The sequence below is a fragment of the Kitasatospora sp. NPDC092286 genome (assembly GCF_044755565.1).
GTDB lineage: Bacteria > Actinomycetota > Actinomycetes > Streptomycetales > Streptomycetaceae > Kitasatospora.
This window is the reverse complement of the sequence record NZ_JBIVRD010000020.1, coordinates 83790-105987: the sequence shown is the minus strand read 5'-3', so window position 1 is coordinate 105987 and position 22198 is coordinate 83790. Positions and strand designations below refer to the sequence as shown.

Annotated in this window: 17 protein-coding genes; 12 read left to right on the top strand and 5 right to left on the bottom strand. The window is 74.3% G+C overall.

Annotated elements, in window-relative coordinates; genetic code table 11:
• Positions 1–296 precede the first annotated feature (296 nt).
• The 6 genes from ACIQIB_RS21480 (at position 297) to ACIQIB_RS21455 (ending at position 6037) form a co-directional block, all read left to right on the top strand.
• On the top strand, positions 297–1136 hold the full coding sequence (locus tag ACIQIB_RS21480) for a sigma 54 modulation/S30EA ribosomal C-terminal domain-containing protein (RefSeq protein WP_400759779.1): 840 nt from the start codon (positions 297–299) through the stop codon (positions 1134–1136).
• A 32-nt stretch (positions 1137–1168) separates the two neighbouring features.
• Positions 1169–1651, top strand: coding sequence for a pyridoxamine 5'-phosphate oxidase family protein (locus ACIQIB_RS21475; RefSeq protein WP_400759832.1), 483 nt, complete (start codon positions 1169–1171; stop codon positions 1649–1651).
• Between the two features lie 288 nt (positions 1652–1939).
• Positions 1940–3715 (top strand): cytochrome c oxidase subunit I, encoded by a 1776-nt coding sequence (ctaD, locus tag ACIQIB_RS21470; RefSeq protein WP_400759776.1) that lies wholly within the window; start codon positions 1940–1942, stop codon positions 3713–3715.
• Between the two features lie 246 nt (positions 3716–3961).
• Positions 3962–4489, top strand: a complete 528-nt coding sequence (locus ACIQIB_RS21465) for a hypothetical protein (RefSeq protein ID WP_400759774.1) — start codon at positions 3962–3964, stop codon at positions 4487–4489.
• A 141-nt stretch (positions 4490–4630) separates the two neighbouring features.
• On the top strand, positions 4631–5362 hold the full coding sequence (locus tag ACIQIB_RS21460; protein WP_363609905.1) for a response regulator transcription factor: 732 nt from the start codon (positions 4631–4633) through the stop codon (positions 5360–5362).
• A gap of 246 nt (positions 5363–5608) precedes the next feature.
• A complete protein-coding gene (locus tag ACIQIB_RS21455; protein ID WP_400655387.1) occupies positions 5609–6037 on the top strand; it encodes a pyridoxamine 5'-phosphate oxidase family protein in 429 nt (142 codons plus the stop codon).
• 121 nt (positions 6038–6158) lie between these two features.
• Here the strand turns inward: ACIQIB_RS21455 and ACIQIB_RS21450 are convergent, their stop codons facing one another.
• A complete protein-coding gene (locus ACIQIB_RS21450; protein WP_400655390.1) occupies positions 6159–7856 on the bottom strand; it encodes a GAF domain-containing protein in 1698 nt (565 codons plus the stop codon).
• Positions 7857–8357: 501 nt separating this feature from the next.
• On the opposite strand from ACIQIB_RS21450, the gene ACIQIB_RS21445 reads away from it, so the two are divergent.
• Positions 8358–9254 carry a universal stress protein gene (locus ACIQIB_RS21445; protein WP_363609911.1) on the top strand — a complete coding sequence of 299 codons (897 nt, stop codon included), beginning with the start codon at positions 8358–8360 and terminating at the stop codon, positions 9252–9254.
• 264 nt (positions 9255–9518) lie between these two features.
• Complete coding sequence (locus tag ACIQIB_RS21440; RefSeq protein WP_363609913.1) at positions 9519–10517, top strand: Acg family FMN-binding oxidoreductase; 999 nt, start codon at positions 9519–9521, stop codon at positions 10515–10517.
• A 124-nt stretch (positions 10518–10641) separates the two neighbouring features.
• Here the strand turns inward: ACIQIB_RS21440 and ACIQIB_RS21435 are convergent, their stop codons facing one another.
• From ACIQIB_RS21435 to ACIQIB_RS21425, 3 genes are all read right to left on the bottom strand, one after another.
• Positions 10642–11145 carry a copper chaperone PCu(A)C gene (locus ACIQIB_RS21435; protein ID WP_363609915.1) on the bottom strand — a complete coding sequence of 168 codons (504 nt, stop codon included), beginning with the start codon at positions 11143–11145 and terminating at the stop codon, positions 10642–10644.
• Positions 11146–11177: 32 nt separating this feature from the next.
• A complete protein-coding gene (locus ACIQIB_RS21430) occupies positions 11178–13574 on the bottom strand; it encodes a heavy metal translocating P-type ATPase (protein WP_400759771.1) in 2397 nt (798 codons plus the stop codon).
• Between the two features lie 368 nt (positions 13575–13942).
• Complete coding sequence (locus ACIQIB_RS21425; protein WP_400759829.1) at positions 13943–16024, bottom strand: TerD family protein; 2082 nt, start codon at positions 16022–16024, stop codon at positions 13943–13945.
• Positions 16025–16350: 326 nt separating this feature from the next.
• Between ACIQIB_RS21425 and ACIQIB_RS21420 the strand changes: the two genes are divergently transcribed.
• From ACIQIB_RS21420 to ACIQIB_RS21405, 4 genes are all read left to right on the top strand, one after another.
• Complete coding sequence (locus ACIQIB_RS21420) at positions 16351–17007, top strand: hypothetical protein (protein WP_363609919.1); 657 nt, start codon at positions 16351–16353, stop codon at positions 17005–17007.
• 178 nt (positions 17008–17185) lie between these two features.
• Positions 17186–18607, top strand: a complete 1422-nt coding sequence (locus ACIQIB_RS21415) for a hypothetical protein (RefSeq protein ID WP_400759768.1) — start codon at positions 17186–17188, stop codon at positions 18605–18607.
• 84 nt (positions 18608–18691) lie between these two features.
• The gene (locus ACIQIB_RS21410; RefSeq protein ID WP_363609923.1) at positions 18692–19954 is read left to right on the top strand and encodes a MoxR family ATPase; all 1263 of its coding nucleotides are present in this window, start codon (positions 18692–18694) and stop codon (positions 19952–19954) included.
• The gene (locus ACIQIB_RS21405) at positions 19951–21207 is read left to right on the top strand and encodes a DUF2201 family putative metallopeptidase (RefSeq protein ID WP_363609925.1); all 1257 of its coding nucleotides are present in this window, start codon (positions 19951–19953) and stop codon (positions 21205–21207) included. The genes ACIQIB_RS21410 and ACIQIB_RS21405 overlap by 4 nt, the downstream gene beginning before the upstream one ends.
• Positions 21208–21433: 226 nt before the next feature.
• Here ACIQIB_RS21405 and ACIQIB_RS21400 read toward each other — a convergent pair whose 3' ends face one another.
• The gene (locus tag ACIQIB_RS21400; RefSeq protein WP_400759766.1) at positions 21434–21862 is read right to left on the bottom strand and encodes a hypothetical protein; all 429 of its coding nucleotides are present in this window, start codon (positions 21860–21862) and stop codon (positions 21434–21436) included.
• Between the last annotated feature and the right edge of the window lie 336 nt (positions 21863–22198).

Here is a 22198-nt window from a genome sequence, read left to right as displayed (position 1 = left end):
AGGGGCATGGACGGCGGGCGGCGGGGCGGTGACGGGATGACGACAGGGCGGTGACGGGACGGTTCAACGGCCCTGATGGGGCCGTTCGGCCCTTGTGGGCACCGCGCGGTGGCGGGAGGGTGATCGCCGCGTGGGTATGCGGGCCGGCCGGGGGCCGACGTGACCGGCGGGGCCGTACCCGGTACGGGGAGCGCCCCGTGCGGAACGGGCCCGGTGGTGCGCGAAACGGATTCGGCAGTACGTGGAACGGGCGTGGCAGTACGTGGAACGGCGTGGCGGAACGGGAGAGGCCTGACATGGGCGAACTGGTCACGGTGCAGGTGTGCGAGGGAATTTCGCGGAACTTCGCGATCGACGCCAAGGCCCGGGTCGCGGCCGTGGTGTGCGGCGCGGACGCCCTCGTCGAGGCACTGCGGGTACGGGTCGGACTGGTCGGCGCGGCGACCGTGCTGGCGCAGGTCAACGCCGAGGTCGACGGCCGGCGGATCCGCGTCCAGGAGGCCGCCGCCGACCTCGGCGAGGCCCTGGACCGGCTGGCCGACGGGCTGCGCGGCCGGATCGCCGCCGTGACCTCGGGCTGGACGCCCAGGCCCTGGCCCCGCCGGGTGCGCGGAAGGGGGCTGCTGGCCACCGTCCCCGCGCAGGGTGCCGTCCCCGCGCAGGGCGCCGCACCGCGCGCCGAACGGCTGCTCGTACCCGTTTCGGCGGGCGGACCGGGCGACCACCCGCGCGCCGAAATCCCCTACGCCGCCGGGGTGCAGGACATCGTCCGGCGCAAGCAGGCGGGCCTGGTGTGGTGTTCACCCGACGCGGCGGCCCGGACCATGGACGCGATGGACTTCGACATCCACCTGTTCACCGATCCGGCCACCGAGACCGATGCCGTCGTCTACCGGGTCGGGCCCACCGGCTACCGGCTCGCCCGCACCGCGGCCGCCGGGCCGCCCAGCCGGCCGAGCGTCCCGCTCACCCTCAGCCCCTGCGGCGCACCCGAGTTGACCGAGCCGGAGGCCGTCGACCGGCTCGCCGCGGCCGATCTGCCCTTCCTGTTCTTCGCCCAGCCGGGCACCCGGCGCGGCCGCGTCCTGTACCGGCGCTTCGACGGCCGGCTGGGCCTGATCGCGGCCGCCTCGTGAACGACGAGGTCGTCCGCCGCCGGCTCCGGGCGCTGCGCCGCTCCGGCGGCCGGCCACCCGCCCGGTCGTTCCCGCCGGTCGGCGAGGCCCCGCCGCGCCATCTCGTGCCCCTCGAACGGGCGGAGGCGATGCGGCTGTTGGGGAGTGTGCCGTTGGGCCGGATCGTGTTCACCGCGCGTGCCCTGCCGGCCATCCGCCCGGTCAACCACCTGCTCGTGGACGACACGATCGTCATCCGCACCCACGACGGTGCGGCGCTCACCACGGCGACGCTCGGCGCGGAGGCGGCCGGGGTCGTGGTGGCGTACGAGGCCGACGCCATCGACCCGGTGACCCACCTCGGGTGGAGCGTGGTCGTCACCGGCTTCGCCCGCGCGGTCACCGATCCCGGTCAACTCGCCCGCTACCGGGCTCTGCTGCGGCCATGGGTGAATGCCTCCATGGACCACACCGTGGCCATCCAGCCCGACCTGGTGACCGGCTACCGGCTCACCGCGGGCGCCGCCGCCTCGTAGCGCGCGGCGGGAGCCCGGTAGGGCTTTGACCGGTTCCGGAGCGCACCGGTGCGCACCCGGGGGAGAGCCCGACTCCCCGGTGCGCACCGGTGCTTCGGCATGTCCGGAGCCGGCCGCGGCCGCCCGGCGGAGGCTCCGGCGCGCGGCCTGACGGAGGGCCCTGGTCGGGGTCCCGAACGCAGGCCCACCGGCCCCGGTCGGCTGGGCCCAACGGCCCTAGGGCGCAAGGCCGTCGAGTTCTGATCATGGATCGCCATCCATCCGCAGAAGTTTCGAAGGAGTGCGTCCTTGAGCGCCATCGAGGCAAAGGGCGACAGCGCGCTGCCGCCGTCCGCCGCCAGGCCGGGGGGAGTCCGGGTCGGAAGGCCCGGCTCGTCCGTGGTCAGGCTGCTGACGACCACCGACCACAAGACGATCGGCTCCATGTACCTGGTGTCGTCGTTCGGGTTCTTTCTGATCGGCGGCATTCTCGCGCTGGTCATGCGCGCCGAGCTCGCCCGGCCGGGGACGCAGATCCTCTCCAACGAGCAGTTCAACCAGGCCTTCACCATGCACGGTTCGGTGATGCTGCTGCTGTTCGCCATGCCGCTGTTCACGGGCTTCGCCAACTGGATCATGCCGCTGCAGATCGGCGCCCCGGACGTCGCCTTCCCGCGGCTGAACATGCTGGCCTACTGGCTCTTCATGTTCGGCTCGCTGATCGCCGCGGCCGGCTTCGCGACCCCGCAGGGCGCCGCCGACTTCGGCTGGTTCCTCTACGCGCCGCTCTCCGACGCCATCCACTCGCCGGGCGTCGGCGCCGACATGTGGATCATGGGCGTCACGCTCTCCGGCTTCGGCAGCATCCTCGGCGCGGTCAACTTCATCACCACGATCATCTGCATGCGCGCCCCGGGCCTGACCATGTTCCGGATGTCCATCTTCTGCTGGAACGTGCTGCTGACCTCCGTCCTGGTGCTCATGGTCTTCCCGGTGCTGGCGGCGGCGCTGCTCGCGCTGGAGTGCGACCGCAAGTTCGGCTCGCACGTCTTCGACCCGGCCAACGGCGGGGCGATGCTCTGGCAGCACCTGTTCTGGTTCTTCGGCCATCCGGAGGTCTACATCCTGGCGCTGCCGTTCTTCGGGATCGTCTCCGAGGTCATCCCGGTCTTCTCCCGCAAGCCGATGTTCGGCTACGCCGGCCTGATCGCCGCCACCGTCGCCATCGCCGGCCTCTCGGTGACGGTCTGGGCGCACCACATGTACGTCACCGGGCAGGTGTTGCTGCCCTTCTTCTCCTTCATGACCTTCCTGATCGCGGTGCCCACCGGGGTGAAGTTCTTCAACTGGGTCGGCACCATGTGGAAGGGCTCACTCAGTTTCGAGACCCCGATGCTCTGGACGGTCGGCTTCCTGGTCACCTTCCTCTTCGGCGGTCTGACGGGCGTTCTGCTGGCGGCCCCGCCGATCGACTTCCACGTCTCGGACTCGTACTTCGTCGTCGCCCACTTCCACTACACGCTGTTCGGCACCGTGGTGTACGCGATGTTCGCCGGCTTCCACTTCTGGTGGCCGAAGATGACCGGCAAGATGCTGGACGAGCGCCTCGGCAAGATCACCTTCTGGACGCTGACCATCGGCTTCCACTCCACCTTCCTGGTGCAGCACTGGCTGGGCGCCGAGGGCATGCCGCGCCGTTACGCCGACTACCTCGCGGCGGACGGGTTCACCGTGCTCAACACGGTGTCCACCATCGGCTCGTTCCTGCTCGGCCTGTCGATCCTGCCGTTCCTCTACAACGTCTGGAAGACCGCCAAGTACGGCGAGAAGGTCACCGCGGACGACCCGTGGGGTTACGGCCGCTCGCTGGAGTGGGCCACCTCCTGCCCGCCGCCGCGGCACAACTTCGTCACCCTTCCGCGGATCCGCTCCGAGTCCCCGGCCTTCGACCTGCACCACCCGGAGATCGCCGCCCGCGACTTCCTGGACAACAACGGCGAGCCGGCCAAGCACCTGGTCGGCGTGACCCCGGCCAACTACGACAACCCGGAGCTGCGCCGGGCGCCGAAGAAGCTGGACGGCTGACAGCCAACGGATGACGGATAACAGATTTCAACGTCTGTCATCTGTTATCTGTTGTCCATCACCGCGCCGGCCGACCCGGCACGGCGGCCCCGCGCCGCCCCCTGACGCCGTCCCCGCCCGTTTCGATGCCCCCGGGCGGGCGGGGACGGCTCCTCCTCGACCTGGCGGACACCCCGGCCCAGGTCCCCCATCACCGGCCCGCCCCGAGCAGGCGGCGCCGAACCCCTCGGCTGAGGAGCGAAAGGCATGTCCCACACCGTCCTGGCCATCGGCACGGCCGCGATCACGGCGTCCGGCTGCGTCTGGTACCTGCCCGCCATCTCCGACCTCCAGGCGGGCGACGACCGCCCCCGGTCGGCCCGCACCGCCGCCGCGGCCTGCATCGTCTGGTGGGCGGGCATGGCGCTCGCCGGCGGACTGCTGCTGGTCGTCCCCGACTGGCAGCCCGCCGCGCAGGTCGCCCTCGCCGGCCTCGTCGCCGGCGTCATCCTGCGCGTCCGGGCCCTCTGGTACCGCCGGGTCGAGCGGCACGAGGACGGACTGCGCTGGGCGATGCTCGACGCCGGGCCCGCGCCGAAGTCCCCGCGCCCGGCCGCCCTGACCTTGCTGGGCTGGCTGCTCGTCGGCCTGGCGATCTCCTCGCTCGGCGCGGTCTCCATCCTGATGGCCGGGGGTGGCTCGTTCGCCCCCCGTGTCGCCGCCGCGGCCGGCAGCGCGGTGGCGGTCTCCACCGCCTTCCTCCTGATCGGCCTCGGCAACGTGCGCCGGCACTGACCCCGGCCGCGGCCGCAGCCGGAACCAGGTCCGAGGCCCCGGTGAATGGGGCCGTTGGGCCCTGGGCCGCCGCGCGTCGATCGGCGATGATGCCGTAGTCCCGAAGCAGTGTGCCGGGCGCGAGGAAGGTGGAGCCGCGACATGGCGAGCGAGACGACCGGTACCGAGACGCCGGCACCGGTCAGGGTGTTCCTGCTGGACGACCACGAGGTGGTACGCCGGGGAGTCCACGACCTGCTGGACTGCGAGCCGGACCTCGAGGTGGTCGGCGAGGCCGCCACCGCCGAGCAGGCCCTCGTCCGCGTCCCCGCGCTCCGCCCGGACGTGGCCGTCCTCGACGTCCGCCTCGGCGGCGACAGCGACGGTGTGGCCGTCTGCCGTGAACTGCGCTCCCGGATGCCCGATCTGGCCTGTCTGATGCTGACCTCCTTCGACGACGAGGAGGCGCTGCTCGACGCCGTGATGGCGGGCGCCGCCGGGTACGTCCTGAAGCAGATCAGCGGCACCGACCTGGTCGCCGCCGTGCGTACCGTCGCCTCCGGCCGCTCGATGCTCGACCCCGGCGCGGCGACCCGCCTGCTCAACCGCCTGCGCAGTGACGCCGAACCGGAGCAGGCGACCACCGGCGGGCCGGAGCTGACCGTGCGCGAGCAGGAGGTGCTGGCGCTGATCGGCGAGGGCCTGACCAACCGGCAGATTGGCGAGCGGCTCTACCTCGCCGAGAAGACGGTGAAGAACCACGTCTCCCGCCTGCTGGCCAAGCTCGGCGTGGAGCGGCGGGTCCAGGCGGCGCTGATCGCCACCGAACTGCGCCAGCCGGCCGCCGCCCCGCAGCCGGCGCACCAGCGCTCCTACGGGGGCCTCCGGGGCTGACCCGGGGGAGCGCGCCGCCCCGTCGGCCGTGCACGCGGACCGGGGTCCGCGGCGGGCAGGTCCTCACCGGTGATCCGCCGGTGAGGACCTGCCCGTTTCCGTGTCCCCATCGACCCCGCCGCCGTGTCGGGGACGGTGGCGGGGCCGACCGGGGGCGGGCGTCCCGGCGGATCGGGGCCGGTCGGGACGGTTCACAGGACCATCGGCCCTCCCCCCGGCCCGGCCCGGCGAGTGACCATCGCTGGCATGAACCCCGATCTCGCAGCGTCGTCCCCGCAGGTGGAACCGGACGTGCAGCCGTGGCCGCTCGGCGTCCGGGACCTCGACGAGGCTCGGGCGATGGAACTGCTGGCCGGTACGGAGGTGGGCCGGGTCGTCTACACCGTCGGCGCCCTCCCGGCCGTGCTGCCGGTGCGCTTCCGGCTGGACGCGCGCGGAGGTGTGCTGCTGTCGGCGCGGGCCGGCTCGGAACTGGTCCGCGCGGTGGACGGCGCGGTGATCGCGTTCGAGGCCGACGAGGTGGACGGCGTGGACGGCACCGGCTGGTGCGTCACCGTCCTCGGCCGGGCCCAGGTGGAGCCGGCCGGGGCGGCCCGCCGTGCGGACGCGCATCGGGTGCAGATCCGCATCGGGGCGGAGCTGGTCGTCGGGCGGCGGCTGACAGCTGACAGATAACAACTAACAACTAACGGATAACAGATTTCGAATTCTGTCAGCCCGCTCTTGTCCGCCCGGGCCCCCCGCGCCCACCGGACCGTCGCGAACCGCGCGCGCCCGCGGCTCGCACCCGCCCGCCTCAGGCCCCCAGCGGTGCCTCCCACACCACCCGGGTACCGCCGCCCTCCGCCGCCTGGAGCTCGAAGCTGCCGCCCGCGCGCTCCGCCCGCTCGGCGAGGTTCCGCAGGCCGCTGCGCCGCCCGCCCTCCGGCACGCCCACGCCGTCGTCCGTGACCGTGAGCGTCACCCGGCCGCCGAGCGCCCGCAGCGCGACCTCCACCCGGCTCGCCCGCGCATGCCGCGCCGCGTTGCTGAGGGCCTCGCCGAGGACGGCCATCAGGTGTTCGGCGAGTTCCTGCGGCACGTCCGTGTCGAGCAGGCCCTCCATGCTGAGCCGGGGAGCGAACCCCAGCGTCGCCTGCGCCTCGCCCACGGCCCGGGTGGCGCGGGCCCGCAGCCCCCGGTCGGGCTCGTTGTGGGCGCGCAGCCCGAAGATCGTCGAGCGGATGATCTTGATCGTCTCGTCCAGGTCCGCGACCGCCCGGCTGACCCGGTCGGCCGCGGTCGGGCTCTCGATCAGCCGGCCCGCGCTCTGCAGCGTCATGCCGGTCGCGAAGAGCCGCTGGATGGCCAGGTCGTGCAGGTCCCGGGCGATCCGGTCGCGGTCCTCCAGCAGCGTCAACTGCTCGGCGTCGCGCCGCCGTTCGGCGAGCTCCAGGGCGAGCGCCGCCTGGTCGGCGAAGCCCAGCAGCGGGCCGGTCTCCTCCGCGCTGAACGGCGGCCGCCCGGCCTCCCGGGCCAGCAGCAGCACGCCCCGCCCGTAGCCCGTCCCGGTGCCCAGCGGCACCGCGACCGCCGGGCCCAGCCCGTCGAACCGCCCGGGCGGCCCGGCCGTGAACCGCGCGTCGCACTCCAGCTCGCCACTGGTCACCGGCGAGCCGGACACGTACGCCGCGCCGGAGAGCGTGCCGTCCACCGGCACCGTCACCCCGAGCCGGGCGGTCGGCTCGCCGCCCAGCGCCACCTCGACGGTCAGCTCGCTCGCCCGCTCGTCCGGGCCCGCCAGCGCCACCGAGACGTCCGCCAGCTCCGCGCCCGCGATCTCCCGCGCCCGGCGCGCGATCAGCTCCACGACCTCCAGCCGGTGCGCGCCCGACAGCAGACTGCGGGTGATCTCGGCGCTCGCCCGCAGCCAGCGCTGCTGGCGCTGCGCCTCCTCGTACAGCCGGGCGTTGTCGATGGCCACCCCGGCCGCGACCGCCAGGGTCGCGATGACCGCCTCGTCGTCGGCGTCGAAGTCCAGGCCGCCGCGCTTGTCGGTGAGGTACAGGTTGCCGAACACCTCGCCGCGCACCCGCACCGGCACCCCGAGGAAGGTGTGCATCGGCGGGTGGCGCGCCGGGAAGCCGACCGAGGCGGGGTGCTCGGACAGCACCGGGCAGCGCAGCGGCTGCGGATGGCGGATCAGCTCGCCCAGGATGCCCTGCCCGGACGGCAGCGGCCCGATCGCGTCGGTCTCCTCCTTGGTCAGACCGACCGTCAGGAACTGCGAGAGGGTGTGCCCGTCGGCGCCGATCACGCCGAGTGCCGCGTACCGGGCGTCCACCAGGTCGGCGGCGGCCTCGACGATCCGGTGCAGGGCCTGCGAGAGGTCCAGCTCGCGCCCGACCGCCAGCACCGCCTCCAGCAGGCTGTGCACCCGGTCCCGGGTGCCGCGCGCCGCGTCGATCCGCCACTGGAGCTCCTCCAGCAGCTCGTCCAGGCGCAGCTGTGGCATCCGCGCCGAACCGCCCCCGGCGGGCCGGCCCCCGGGGGGCGCGCCGTGGCCGGGCGCACCCCCAGCGGGCGCGGCACCGCCGGGCCCGCTGTCGGTGGGGGTGCCGCCTCCCGCGGACGCGCCGTCCATGGCGGCTGCCCCGCCGACGTCCGTTCGCGTCCCGTCCGCGCCGCCCACCGGCGTCCTCCTCGTCGCTCTGTACCGGTACGTCCGGTTCGGTCCCCGGTCGCCCGACCAGGAAGATTGTCGGATTCACGTTAGTGCCCGCCCACAGCGGCACGGAACGCCGGGTCCGTCATGTACGCACCCGACGGCCGCCGCGGACCCTTCCCGGCTCCCTCCCCGGACGGGACCTCCGGCCCTGCCCCGAGGGCCCAGCGGCCTCTGCCGCGCACCCCGCCGGGCCGTCAGGGTGGTGGTACCGGACGACACGTCAGGGTGCCCCGCCCGGTACCGCCGCCGCGCCACCCCGCGCCGCCCCGCCCAGTGAGAGGAACCCTCATGACGCCACCCGTCCTGGCCGGAGTCGACGGCTCGCCGGAGAGCACCGCCGCCGCCCAGTGGGCCGCCGGCGAAGCACTGCGCCGGGACGCCCCGCTGCGTCTGGTGCACGCCTGGCCCTGGCTGACCGACGGCCGGGCCGCCTTCGCCGACGCCGACGACCTGCCCGCCGTCGCCCAGCGGATGCTCGCCGCCACCGCCGACGAGGTGCGCCGCAGCCACCCCGGCCTCCCCGTCCAGACCGACGTGGTGCTCGACGCCGCCGTGGACGGGCTGGTGTCCGCCGCCGAGGACGCCGGTCTGCTGGTCCTCGGCTCGCGCGGCCTGGGCGGCTTCACCGGCCTGCTGGTCGGCTCGGTGAGCATGGCGGCCGCCGCCCGCTGCGCCGCGCCCGTGGTGGTGGTCCGGCCCGCCCCGGCGACCGGCGCCCGCACCGGGGAGGAGGCCGGGACCGGCGAGCAGGCCGGCACCGCCCCCGAGGTGGTCGTCGGCGTCGACGCCCACGCCCCGAGCGAGGACGTGCTCGCCTTCGCCTTCCGGGAGGCCGCCCTGCGGGGTGCCCGGCTGCGCGTGGTGCACGGCTGGGAGATGCCGCCGGTGTTCGCGTACGCGGGCTGGATCCCGCCGCAGACCGAGATGGCCAACCTCCAGGCGCTGGAGGCGAAGACGCTCAGCCTGGCGCTGGACGAGTGGCGTGACCGGTACCCCGACACGGTCCTGGTCGAGCAGGTCCGGCTCGGCGCGGCCCGCTCGCTGGTCGAGGCCTCGGAGGCGGCCGACCTCGTGGTGGTCGGACGGCGCCGGCGCCCGCACGACATCGGCCTGCGGCTCGGCCGGGTGGCGCACGCCGTCCTCCAGCACGCCCACGCCCCGATCGCCGTCGTACCGCACGCCTGACGGGCCACGCCTGCCGGGCTGCGCCCGTCGGACCCGCCGCCTGACGGCAGGCGCGGGCCCGACAGGCCCGACGGGCCCGGCAGCGCCGCCACACCGCCGAGCACGGCCGCCCGGCCCGGACCGCCCGGCCCGGACAGCCCGGGCCGAAAGCGGGCCGTTGGACCCTGTCGCCCGCCCATCGGCCGGGAGCACCCTCGGGAGTACCAGCCACTGCGGCGTGACTCCCGATGGCGGCCGTGCCCCCGAGGCAAGGAGAGGATCACCATGACCGAGCCAACCCTCACCGCGGCCGACCTGCGGCTGCTCGCCGCCGCCGGTGGTGCGGCGCCGTCGCTGCACAACAGCCAGCCCTGGCGGTTCCGTCCCACCCCGGACGGGCAGGGCCTGGAGGTGCGCGCGGACCCCGGTCGCGCCGTCCCGCTCGCCGATCCCAACGGCGCCGCGCTGCACATCTCCGTCGGCGCCGCCCTGTTCAACCTGCGGGTGGCCGCCGGCCGGCTCGGCCGCGAGCCGGCCGTCCGACTGCTCCCGGACGAGGACGATCCGCAGCTGCTCGCCGTCCTCGACCTCGCCGGACCAGCACGCGCCGAGCGGCTGTTCGGCCGGGACCTCTACCCCGCCATCGCCGAACGCCACTCCAGCCGCCAGCCGTTCGCCAACCGGGACGTGCCGGAGGCCGTGCTCGGCGAACTCGTCGCCGCCGCGCACGACGAGGGCGTCGCACTGGCCCCGCTGGAGGAGGCCGGGGTCCGGCGGGTGCTGGCGCTCACGGCGGAGGCCGAGGACCGGATCGCCCACGACCCCGCCCGGCAGGCCGAGACCCACGCCTGGCTCAGGCGGGACGCCGCCACCGATGGCATCCCGCTCACCGCCCTCGGCCCGCTGGACCACGACGCCCGCGTCCCGATGCGCGAGTTCGCCGGCCGCCCGCCGCACCGGGGTGACGCGCCCACCCAGCCGTCCCAGCGCTTCGAGGCGCTGCCGCAGCTCTGCACCCTGACCACCCCGGGCGACGGCCCGGCCGACTGGCTCCGCACCGGTCAGGCGCTGGAGCGGGTCTGGCTGCTGGCGACCGTGCACGGGCTCCGGCTGACGGTCTGGCATCAGGCCGTCGAGTGGGACGACACCCGGTGGGGCCTGCGCGACCCGGCCGAGGGCCCCGGCTACGTCCAGCTGGTGCTGCGCACCGGGTACGGCCCGCCCGGCCCGGCGACGCCCCGCCGCCCGGTCGAGTCCATTCTCGACCAGCCGGTCCGCCCCTGAGCCCGGAGGCCCGGCCGCTCCGACGTCCCTCGCGACGCCTCCGCACCGCGAGGGACTCCGTACCACGACGCCCCTGAACGCCGGTCCGCCCTCCCGCGGACCCGCGTTCAGGGGCGTCGCCGGTTCAGCCGGCGGGCCGTCCGCCCGGAGGTACGACCTCGGCCCTGACCCGCAGCTCCGGGCTGCTGCGGAAGCTGAGCGTGAACTCCACCCACTGCCCGGCCCGCAGCGCCGGCGGGTTGGTGATCATCAGATCGGAGTCCTCCGGCGACATCACCAGCTCGCCCCGCTCCGGTACGGACAGCGCGGTGACCGGCTCCCACCGGCCCGACGCGCCCTGGTGCTGATGCCGCTTCAGCGTGATCCTTCCGCCGAACTCCCAGCTGGCGCCTACGAGTTCATCGGGGACATCGCCGGGGTTGCGCACCGTGAAGAAGGCGGCCGTGGCGGTGGCCCCGCCGGCCGTCGGCAGCAGCAGCCAGCCCGGCCCGGCCTCCACCGGACGCTGCCGACCGGCCCCGCCGACCGCCGTCCACCCGGACAGCAGCGCCAGTGCCACCGCCGCCGCGGCCACCGGCGGCCCGACCACCCGCAGCCGTTCGCCCGTCCGCAGCCGTCCGGCTCCCACCGACCCCACCGTCCTCGCCGCCTTCGCCGTCCTCACCACGCCGCACCCGCCGAAGAACGGCGCCGCCCGCCCGGCCCCCGGCCGCTCCCCGCCGAACCATCGCCGTCGCCGTGCCCGCCCGAGGCGCCGCGCCCCGGCTGCCAGGTCCGCAGCCGCAGACTGTTCCCCACCACCAGCAGCGAACTCAGCGACATCGCCACCGCCGCCAGCATCGGGTTCAGCAGCCCGACGGCCGCCAGCGGAATCAGCACCACGTTGTAACCGAAGGCCCAGAGCAGGTTGGCCCGGATGGTGGCCAGCGTCCGCCGGGCCAGCCGGACGGCGTCCACCACCGCCTCGATGTCGCCCCGCACCAGCGTCAGCCCGGCCGCCCCGATCGCGGCGTCACTGCCCGAGGCGAGCGCCACCCCGAGGTCGGCCGAGGCCAGTGCCACCGCGTCGTTGACGCCGTCGCCGACCACCGCCGTGGTCCGCCCGGCCGCCCGCAGCTCCGCGACCACCTCGGCCTTGCGTTCCGGCGAGGCCGAGGAATGCACCCGCTCGATGCCGAGCTCGTCCGCGACGGCCCGGGCCGCGCCCGCGCCGTCGCCGGTCAGCAGGACGGTTTCCAGACCCATCCCGCGCAGCCGGTGGAGGGCCCGCCAGCTGCCGGACCGCAGGGTGTCCCCGATCGCGAGGACCGCCACCGCCCGACCGTCCAGCTCGACGACCACCGGTGTCCGGCCGGCCTCACCGGCCTGTGCCAGCGCCGCGTCCAGCTCGGGCGGCAGCGGGCCGCCGGCGTCGTCGGGCCGGACGACCCGTACCTGCCGGCCCTCGACCGTCCCGGACACCCCGACCCCGGCGGTGGCCGCGAAGGCGGTCACCGCCGGCAGGCCGTCGGCCCCGCACAGTTCCCGGGCCGCCCCCACGACGGCCCGGCCGATCGGATGCTCCGACCGGTGCTCCACTGCCCCGGCCAGCCGCAGCACCAGGTCCGCGTCCACCGCGCCGGACGCGCCCGCGCCCGTACCGGTACCCGCACCAACGGCCGCGCCCGTACCGGCGCCCTCGGCGACCACCACCGACGCGAGCTCCATCCGCCCGGTCGTCAGCGTCCCCGTCTTGTCCAGCACCACGGTGTCGATCCGCCGCAGGCTCTCCAGCACCTCCGGCCCGCGCACCAGCACGCCCAGCTCGGCGCCCCGGCCGGTGGCGGCCAGCAGCGCCGTCGGCGTGGCCAGCCCCAGCGCGCACGGGCAGGCCACCACCAGCACCGCGACCGCCGCCGTCACCGCCGCCTGCGGATCGGCGCCCGCACCCAGCCAGAAGCCCAGCACACAGACCGCCACCGCCAGCACACACGGCACGAAGACCCCGGCCACCGCGTCCGCCAGCCGCTGCGCCCGCGCCTTGCCGGCCTGGGCGTCCGCCACCAGGGCGGTGATCCGGGCCAGCTGGGTGTCCGCGCCGACCGCCGTCGCCCGCACCACCAGGGCGCCGCCGACGTTGACCGTCGCGCCCGCCACCCGGTCCCCGGGGGCCGCCTCGACCGGCACGCTCTCGCCGGTCAGCAGGCTCAGGTCGAGGGCCGAACTGCCGTCCACCACCACGCCGTCGGTCGCCACCCGCTCGCCCGGCCGCACCACGAACTCCTGCCCGGGCAGGAGCTGTTCGATCGGCAGCAGCCGTTCCTGCCCGGTCTCCGGATCCCGGACGCACACCTCCTTCGCGCCCAGCTCGGCCAGCGCCCGCAGGGCCGAGCCGCTGCGCCGCCGCACCCGGCCCTCCAGCAGCCGCCCGGCCAGCACGAACAGCGGCACCCCGACGGCCGCCTCCAGATAGACGTGCGCCGCGCCGCCACCGTCCGCGGTCAGCGAGAACGGCATCCGCATGCCGATCTCCCCGGCCCCGCCGAACACCAGCGCATACGCGGACCACCCGAACGACGCCACCACCCCGAGGCTGACCAGGGTGTCCATGGTGGCGGCGGCATGCCGCAGGCCCTGCCAGGCCCGCCGGTGGAACCCGGCCGAACCCCAGCTCACCACCGGTACCGCCAGGGCGAAGCAGACCCACTGCCAGGCGGGGAACTGCAGTGCCGGCACCATGGAGAGCACCACCACCGGCACCGCCAGCAGCGCCGTCACCAGCAGCCGCCACCGGTCCCCGGCGCCCTCCGCCTCCCCGCCGTCCCCGACCTGTCCGGCCGAGGCCAACTCGGCGGTGTAACCGGCCCGTTCGACCGCGGCGACCAGTTCCTCGACGGCCACGCCGACGGGGTGCACCACCCGGGCCCGTCCGGTGGCGAGGTTGACCCCGGCCGTCACCCCGTCGATCCGCGCCAGCCGCTTCTCGACCCGGCCCACACAGGCCGCACACGTCATCCCGCCGACCGCCAGATCCGTACTGACCAGCGCCCCGGCGTCCGCACCCGCGACGGAACTCAATTCCCCGCCCCCATGTCGTGCCCGCTCATCCCGGGTTTCCCGCCGCCGCCCCCGGGCGTCAGCCCCGGGGACACCGGTCCGGCCCCCCGCCCCACGGCGAAGGCCGCCACGAACACCACCACCAGCAGCAGGGCGAACCCCGCCAGCACACTCAACGGCCGGACACCCGGCGACTTCGCACTCACCCCCCACCAGTCGGCCCGCGACCCCCTTTGGTTCCCCTACGTTCCGAATTGCCCCACCCGATCCCCCGCCGCCCCTCCTGTCCCGCCCTGCCCTGTCCCTCCCCGCCCTTCCCGCCCTTCCCGCCCGAACGCCGACAGGGCCGGGGCCCGTCCTGCGGCCCCGGCCCTGCTGACGGTTCGCCCCTACACCCGACGGCCCGCCCGGTGGTCGAGGTGGGCGACCACACCCGAGTGGAACCGCTCGACGGCGGCGTCGACACCCCGGATGAAGCCGGTCTCGGCGTTGCCCCGGGTGCTTCCCACCGACTTCGCGAGGGAGAGCCGGAACCCGGTGATCTTCGACGAGTCCTTCGGCAGCAGATTGCCCGGCTCGGGCCGCAGCTTCTCCAGGGTGCCGCGAGGTCCGGCGGCGGCACCGTCCGTCAGGGTCTCGACGTGCAGGTCTGCCGGTGCCTCGGCGAGCTGGCGGACCAGTCGCTTGACCCAGCTCAGCGGGTAGCCCTGCTCCGGAGCCGGGATCTCGATCGAGGTGCGCAGCTTGCCGAGACGCAGGTCCGCCGTGATGGTGACGGTGCCGACGGTGTCCTCGATCCTGATCTCGGCGTTGAGCCGGCCGTCCGCGCAGAGCCGGTCGGCGAGCGCGGCGCGCCGGTCCCGGGGGCCCTCGCCGCGGCGGGTTCGCTGGACGGGCTGGACCTTGACGCCGAGTTCGCCGCCGAGCTGGAGGCAGACCTGGCGGATGAGCCGCTCCCAGCTCTCGACGACCTGGACGGCGCGCTCGTCCCCCTGGGTGAGCGTCTCGTCGTCGATGCCGTTGCGCACCGGCACCCACGCCGGGCCCATGTTCTGGAAGCCGTGGCAGCCCGAGTTCTCGTGCTGGAGGTAGTGCAGCAGCTCCTCCAGGAGCCACCCGTGCGCCGGATTGGTGAGGCCCTCGTGACGGATCAGCATCTTCGCCTGGAAAGCGACCTCGGCCCAGGACAGGTGGCAGAGCATCACCTTGTGCTTGCGGCGCCCGTCGATCTTGACGGAGACGAGCGGGCTGCCTTCCAGCGCGACATCGTTGGAGAGGGTGATGACCGCTTCGTAGCCGCGCCGGGCGGCGATGTCCATGTAGTCCTGGACCTGCTCGGCCTTCAGCGGGTTGCCGTTGGTCTTGCTCTCCAGCAGGGCCGTCCAGAGCCGCCCGGCGCGATCGACCCGGATGACGCCGTCGGGGCGCTTGGGGGAGTCGCCGTGGGGGAGCGAGACCTCGGCGAAGGTCTCCATCCGGCCGGCCGGCGCCCCGAACGCCGCGGTCAGCCGGCGGCCGAACTCCGGCACCTGTGCCATCACCGACAGCAGGACGGAGGTGGCCCGGACCTCGCGCTCCCGGTCGCTCTTGAGGCTGGTCGCGGGGAAGAGACGGGCACTGCGCCAGGAGTCGTTCTCGGCCAGCGACGGCCTGGCACTCCTGGGCCGGGTCACCTTCTTCCTCGCGGTGCGCAGCCGCTTGGGCGCGGCCGGTGCGGAGGGCGCCCCCTCGGCGGCCGGCGGCTGGGCCTGGGCCGGTACCAGCACCTTGGCGGCCGGACCCGCGCCGTCCGGAGCGGCGGGCGCCTCGCCGACGGCGGACGGCTGCGGCGCCCCGGGGGCCGTCGCCTCGTCACCCGTGCGCCCGCCGACCCCGTCGTCAGTCCCTTCCTCGGTCCCTTCCTCGATCCCCTCGCCGACCCCGTCATCGGTCTCGTCGTCGTCGATCTCGATGCCGAAGTCGGTGGCGAGCCCGGCCAGTCCCGAGTCGTAGCCCTGCCCGACGGCGCGGAACTTCCACTCCTGGTTGCGCCGGTAGATCTCGCCGAAGACGAACGCGCTCTCGGAGTCCGCGTCCGCGATGGGGAAGGTGAGCAACTGCTCCCCGGCGCTGTCGGCCAGCCCCAGCCGGAGGTTGTCCAACTGGCCGAACGCCGCGCGCTGGTGACGGCTGGCCGCGATCACCAGCCGTTCGACGCCTGCGGGCACGGCGGTCAGGTCGAGCTGGATGCGGTCCTCGGTGCCGACCTCCGTCGGGGTCTGCCCGAGCAACTGGACGCTTCCGTCCTCGGCCGCCGGGTTGTTGTAGAAGAAGAAGTCCGCGTTGCTCCGCACCTTGCCGTCCGCGGCCAGAAGCAGCACCGAGACGTCGGCGTCCCCGTCGCCGCCGGGGCTGCTCCAGCCAAGGCTCACTATGACGGAGTCGGTGCTGTCGCTCAGCGCCGCCAGCCCGACGTTGGAGCCCTTGACCATGTCCTGCACGAATGTCCCCCAGGGAAACCGGGCCGCGCCGCCGGAGTCGGTGCGGTTGTCGACCGTTGTCACCGCTCGGCTGGTGCCAGGGCGGCCAGCAGGGAGCCTAGTGCCTCCGGTGCGCACGCTGGTGGGGGTTTGAGCGGGTTGTGTGCATGCAACCGGAACGTTATCCGCCGGAAACGGAGGTGCGCTGCCGTCCCGGGCAGGGGGCGGGCGGGCACTCGAACGGGTCAGCAGCTTTCGCCGCGGCGGCGGTTGTTGCCAAGCATGGGGAGGTAAGGGCCCAAGCGCCGCCGGTCACCGAACAAGAAGAGGGATCCTCGGTGCGTGAACTCCATACCCTCCCGAGCCGTCCTGGTACGAGCGTCCGCCGGCGGTGGACGGCACACCGCAGGGGGGCGCTGCTGGCCATGCTCGGAGGCGCGGCCGTGCTGGCCGCGTGCAGCAGCTCGTCGACCAATCCGTCGATCGGCGCCTCAGGCCCGGAGACACCCTCCACGCTGAGCACCGCACCCAACCCGTCCGCGTTCTCGGGTGAGCCGCCGTCCGCGCTGGCCTCGACGGTCGAGTCGGCCCTCGCCTCCGCTTCGGCGGCGAGGGCGTCCTCCTCCGCGGCGGCGGCCTCCTTCGAAGCCTCGGTCGCGGCGCAGGGCGCGCAGGCGAACGCCAAGGCGGCCTCGGTGCTGAGCGGGGTGGAGGACGGGGGCAACGCGCTGGGCGCGGTCACCCTCACCGGGCTGCCGCGCGCCAGCACCGGTGGCCTGCACGCCGTCGTGGTCACCATCGCCAACACCGGCACCTCCGCCGCGTCGTTCGCCGTGCAGGTGGACTTCACCGACACCAGCGGAAAGACGGTGGACAGCGCGATCGTCGGCGCCGACGACGTCCCCGCCGGGGGCAAGGCCTCGCCGGTCGCGTTCAGCACCCAGCCGGCCGACGTCACCCTGCTCCCCGTGGTGGTCAAGGCCGTGCGGTACTGACCGCACTGACGCCACGCCGGTGTTGGGCACAGCGGGGTCACCGCGTTCGCCGACAGGGCCCAGGAGACGGTCCGGCCTGGGGCAGCTGACAGATCGCGAAGAGGAGCGCTATGATCCTCGCGATGACGACTCATTCTGTTACCAGATTGGGGGTCCCATCCGCGCAAGGTGAGTGCTGATGCTCACTCGGACCGCGAATGGGGATTCCCACCTTTCCCTCTGGCTGCGCGTGCGCGAGTTCGCCGTGCCGCCGTCCATGATCGAGACTGCGACAACCCGCCGGTGTGCCGGAGACTGGGCCGGGGCGTGCGCCGCCGCAGGCATCGACGTCGACCTCAACCTGCGTTCCCTGGCGCGTACCCATGGCCAGGACCTCGTGGCCCGGGTGCGGGCCGACCTCCGCCGGCTGGCTCCTGACCTGTTGCGCTGGCACATGCCGAGGATCGCTTCTGACGGGCTGCTGCGCCCGGGTCTGACCATCGCGCTGGCCCGGTACGACGCAGCCGGGCGTGACGGCGAATGCCCGGTGCACCTCGTGGCCCGGACTCCACCGGCCTGGGCGGATGCCGGTCAGCGGATCAGCCTCGCACTGTGGGACGGATCCTCCGCGGAGGCCGTCACCGGCCGTTATCCGCATCCCCGTCCCAGCCGGCGGTTCCGCCTCGACCTGCACCGCCACCTGTGGGACGTGGAAAGGGCTGATGAGCTGCGGATCCGGTCCGGGGCCGACCGGCCGCCCGCCGACGGCCGGCCTGTGCTGAACCGCGATTCGACGGGGCTGGTGCCACGGTGGCGCCGCTGCGCCGTTGACCGATGGGCGGCCGAGGCGGGGATTCTGCTCCACGCAGAGGGGCGGCCCACCGATACCGTCGCCGTGTGGCTCGGGGCCCGACGCCGGCTGTTCCTGGACCTGGCCGTGGACCGGGACGGCCTCGGGCCGCCTGCGGTGCGGATCGCGGCGACGTCCACGGACGGCGGTGCCTCCGCGCTGCCGGTCCTGCCCGACGCGGCGACCTGGGCGCTGCCCGACCTGGAACTGATCCGCACCGGTTCGATCGAGGCCGATCGGCTGCACCCGCTGGTCGCCTCGGCACTGGTACCGGGCCATTCGCCGGCCGGTCCGTCCCGGACTCCGGACCGGCCGGGACAACCGCGCCTCGTGGAGTGCCGTGGAGCTCAGCACCGGATCGGTCTGGTCGACGGGGTACTGGCTCCGCTGGACCATGACCCGGCCGAGGTCCGCCGGGAAGAACTGCTGGCCGCACTGACCGGTACGCCGCTTCCCTGCCTCCAGGCGATCGATCTGGCGCACCGTCGTCCGGACTGCCTCCCGGGGGTTCGCGAACGCCTGGACCACGGAGACACCGCCGGTGCGCTGGCCGTCGTCGAGGGCCTCCTGGGCCCCGACGCGCTGCTGCGCAGCGGCGATCTGCGGGACGAACTGGAGGCGGCCGCGCTGAGGCGGATCACCTACGGACTGTTCAGGGCAGGCCTGGTCGGCGCCGGACCCGGACCTGTGGCCGGACCCGGATTCGGCCGCGTGGATCGTGGCCGTTCGGGCGACCGCCGTTCCCGCCCGCGCCACGCGCTGACCCGCTGACCCACTGGCCCACTGGCCCACTGACCCCGGGGACCCCGTTCCCCGCATCTGCTCGACCCACCACCAACCGACAGGTGATCAGACATGCCCGCACACACCCGGCCTGCCGCCACCGGCACCCCCTCCGGCCGAGCCCATGCCTCCCAACTCGACGTCGCCGGCGAGTTGCTGGTCCTGCTGCGCGACACCACCACCGAGCCGCGCCCCGACACCCAACTGGAGGCCCTGACGCTGGCCGTGGCCGCCGACCTGCCCGTGCTCCTGTGGGGTGAGCCGGGAATCGGTAAGACCGCGGCCCTGACACAGCTCGCGACGGCTCTGGATCTTCCGCTGACCACAGTGATCGCCAGTGTGCACGAGCCGTCCGACTTCTCGGGGCTGCCCGTCGTCGGTGACGATCCCGCGGAACAGGGTGTCCCGATGGCTCCGCCGGACTGGGCTGTGCGACTGGTCCGGGCCGGCCGCGGGCTGCTGTTCCTGGACGAGCTGTCCACCGCGCCGCCGGCCGTTCAAGCAGCCCTGCTCCGCCTCGTACTGGAGCGGCGGATCGGCACCCTGCAACTGCCGCCCGGGGTCCGGATCGTGGCCGCCGCCAATCCACGCTCCTCGGCGGCCGACGGCTGGGAGCTGAGCCCGCCGTTGGCCAACCGGTTCGTCCATCTTCAGTGGACCCACGACCACGAGGTCGTAGTGCGCGGCCTCGGCGGGACATGGCCCCGGGCAACACTTCCGCGGCTCGCCCCCGAGAGGCTGCCGGAGGCCGTGGACTTCGCCCGCCGCGCGGTGTGCGGGCTGCTGGCCGCCCGTCCGGGGCTGGTGCACCGGCTGCCCAGCAGTGAAACCCGTCGGGGCGGGCCCTGGCCGTCACCCCGAAGCTGGGAGATGGCCCTGTGTCTGATCGCCTTCGCGACCGCGGCCGGCTCCTCCAGGGAGGTTCTTTCCTTGCTGGTCAGGGGCACGGTGGGGGACGGCCCGGGGCTGGAGCTGCTGGCCGGCCTGGACCGGATGGACCTCCCGGACCCCGAGGCGCTTCTCGCCGACCCGGCGGGTGCCGTGCTGCCCGAGCGGGGGGATCTGCGCCAAGCCGTGCTCGACGGCGTGGTGGCGGCGGTCCGCAACCGCCCGGAGAAGTCCCGCTGGGACGCGGCGTGGGCGCTCCTGGTCCGGGCGTTGGAGACCGGAGCCCCGGACCTGGTGGTCGTCCCCGCGACGACACTCGCCTCGCTGCGCCGGCAGGACTGGGACGTTCCGGCGTCGATCGAGCGGCTCGCCGGAGCGGTGTCCCTGTCCCGGCGAGCAGACCAGGCGGCGGTCCGGGCCGCGGCCGCCGCGAAGGCCGGCCGGTGATCCCGGAGGCGCCGGGGACCTTGGACCTCGACAAGCTCTTCGCCGCCCGGCTGCACGCCGCGCGGGTCCGGCCCTACTTGGCGACGGCGCTGTTCGCCCTGCACACCGTGGAGTCGCGGCGGGTACCGACGATGGCCGTCGACCGGCACTGGCGGTGCTACGTCTCGCCGGCGTTCGTGGCTCGGACGCCGGTGGAGGAACTGGCCGGCGTATGGGTGCACGAGGTTTCGCACCTGCTGCGCGACCACCACGGGCGCAGTGACCGGGTCGCGCGCGAACGCGGGCTGAGCGGCCCGGGGGAGCGGCTTCGGATGAACATCGCCGCGGACTGCGAGATCAACGACGACGTGTTCGGTGACGGGCTGGTCAAGCCCGAAGGCGCCGTCGAGCCAGGGCTTTTGGGGCTGTCCGAGGGCGAGCTCATGGAGGACTACCTGCGGCAGTTCGGGCTCGGGCCGTGCACGGAGAGCCTGGCCTGGCTGGACTGTGGCAGTGGCGCCGACGGACTGGAACGGGAGTGGGACCTGGGGCCGGACGGCGCGCACGGCCTCAGCGCGCAGGAACGGGACGCGGTCCGGTTCCGGGTGGCACAGGGCATCACCGCCCGTCCGGGGCACACTCCGAAGGGGTGGCGGCGGTGGGCGGAGGAGGCATTCCACCCGCCGCAGCCATGGCGGGAGTTGCTGGGAGCGGCGATCCGCTCGGCGACCTCCGGCGCCGGCGCGGGCGAGGACTACACCTACGGCAGGCCTTCGCGGCGCTCGGCCGGGGTGCCCGGCGTCGTCCTGCCGAGCCTGCGGCGCCGGCCGCCGCGGGTCTGCGTGGTCATCGACACCTCCGGGTCGGTCAGTGACGCCGAACTGGGCAGCGCACTTCTCGAAGTCGCTGCGATCTCCCGCGCCGTGGGCGGCCGTCGCGACCTGATCACCGTGGTGCCGTGCGACGCCTCGGCCCGGATCGCCCACCCGCTGTGCCGTGCCGAGGGAATACCACTGGTGGGCGGTGGGGGCACCGATCTACGCACCGGCTTCGCCAGGGCGCTTCGGATGGGGTCCCCACCGGACGTCATCGTGGTCCTGACCGACGGGCAGACGCCCTGGCCGAGCACGCGACCGCCGTGCCGGACCGTGGTGGGCCTGTTTCCCCGGCGCCGGGCCCGGTCGTGGGACGAGGACGATCCCGACTACGTGCCGGACTCGCCGCCCGAGTGGGCACGCGTGGTTGACATCGGGTCGGCTCCCGCTGCCCGGTGAGCCCCCTGAGGGCGGCGGGGACGTGTCTCCTGCGCCCGATTGATCTCGGATCCGGCTCGGCCAGGGCTGCGGCGCCGGCCGGCACGGTGGCGAGGCGGTTCATGGGGTTCTCCCGTACCGCCGCTCGCGGTCCTCTCCTGGAACGGCGACGCCGACTCGCGCTTCCCCACCGGGGGGATCACCCGGGCCGGCCGCCGTCGGGCCGGCCCGGGTGGCGGGCGTGCCGTCAGCAGGTGACCGGGACGGTCACGGTGGCGGTGGACGGCGCCCAGCCCCACTCGGTGACCTTGAACTCGCCGGTGACGCTGGAGCCGCACGGGGCGGTGCCGGTCACGTCGCCGACGCGGGTGCCGCCGCGCGGGACCAGGACGCTGGTGTTGAGGGTGCCGAGCGAGGCGCCGCCCACCACGGAGCCGGAGAGGCTGAACGCCACCTGACGGGCCGACCAGCGGGGGTCGGTGTCGGCGAAGCCGTAGAACTTCACCTGGTTGTCGGTGACGTCGGCGCAGATCGTGGTCGCCAGGACTCCGGCGAAGCCGGCGGCGCACGTGGTCGTGGGGGTCGAGGTGGTGAGGGGGGCGGCCGAGGCCGTTGCGGTGCCCAGGGTGGTGAGTGCGGCGGGGCCGACGAGGGCGGCGGCGAGGGTGCGCTTCATCAGGGTCCTCTTCCAGGAGTATTAGTGGAATGTGAAATTTCACGCCTCACATGGCACTAAGGATGGCATGTCTTCGAACGCCCCAGTCGCCTTTGGGGATTGATTGGTGCTCAGAAGAGGGTTTCGGCCTTCGATTGACCGGAAGTCAATCCCCGCTGCTCGCTGACGACAACCGGAACCGCCGGTGCCGTCCCGGTGGCGCGGCGGGTGGGCAGACGGACGACAGGTGGGCCGGGTCTCTCCGGCAGACGGTCGGCCGCCTGTGGCCTTTCGGGTGATGCGCGGGGCGCGGTGGCCGAGGCCGGCGGGCTCGGGCCGGTACGACAGGGGACGACA

Bases quoted from the DNA above. Each gene is read 5' to 3' on its own strand.
- ACIQIB_RS21410 (WP_363609923.1), top strand. From the start codon at position 18,692: ATGCCCGCACACACCCGGCCTGCCGCCACCGGCACCCCCTCCGGCCGA.
- ACIQIB_RS21460 (WP_363609905.1), top strand. From the start codon at position 4,631: ATGGCGAGCGAGACGACCGGTACCGAGACGCCGGCACCGGTCAGGGTG.
- ACIQIB_RS21425 (WP_400759829.1), bottom strand. From the start codon at position 16,024: ATGGTCAAGGGCTCCAACGTCGGGCTGGCGGCGCTGAGCGACAGCACC.
- ACIQIB_RS21480 (WP_400759779.1), top strand. From the start codon at position 297: ATGGGCGAACTGGTCACGGTGCAGGTGTGCGAGGGAATTTCGCGGAAC.
- ACIQIB_RS21440 (WP_363609913.1), top strand. From the start codon at position 9,519: ATGACCGAGCCAACCCTCACCGCGGCCGACCTGCGGCTGCTCGCCGCC.
- ACIQIB_RS21400 (WP_400759766.1), bottom strand. From the start codon at position 21,862: ATGAAGCGCACCCTCGCCGCCGCCCTCGTCGGCCCCGCCGCACTCACC.
- ACIQIB_RS21415 (WP_400759768.1), top strand. From the start codon at position 17,186: ATGCTCACTCGGACCGCGAATGGGGATTCCCACCTTTCCCTCTGGCTG.
- ACIQIB_RS21455 (WP_400655387.1), top strand. From the start codon at position 5,609: ATGAACCCCGATCTCGCAGCGTCGTCCCCGCAGGTGGAACCGGACGTG.
- ACIQIB_RS21465 (WP_400759774.1), top strand. From the start codon at position 3,962: ATGTCCCACACCGTCCTGGCCATCGGCACGGCCGCGATCACGGCGTCC.
- ACIQIB_RS21450 (WP_400655390.1), bottom strand. From the start codon at position 7,856: ATGCCACAGCTGCGCCTGGACGAGCTGCTGGAGGAGCTCCAGTGGCGG.
- ACIQIB_RS21445 (WP_363609911.1), top strand. From the start codon at position 8,358: ATGACGCCACCCGTCCTGGCCGGAGTCGACGGCTCGCCGGAGAGCACC.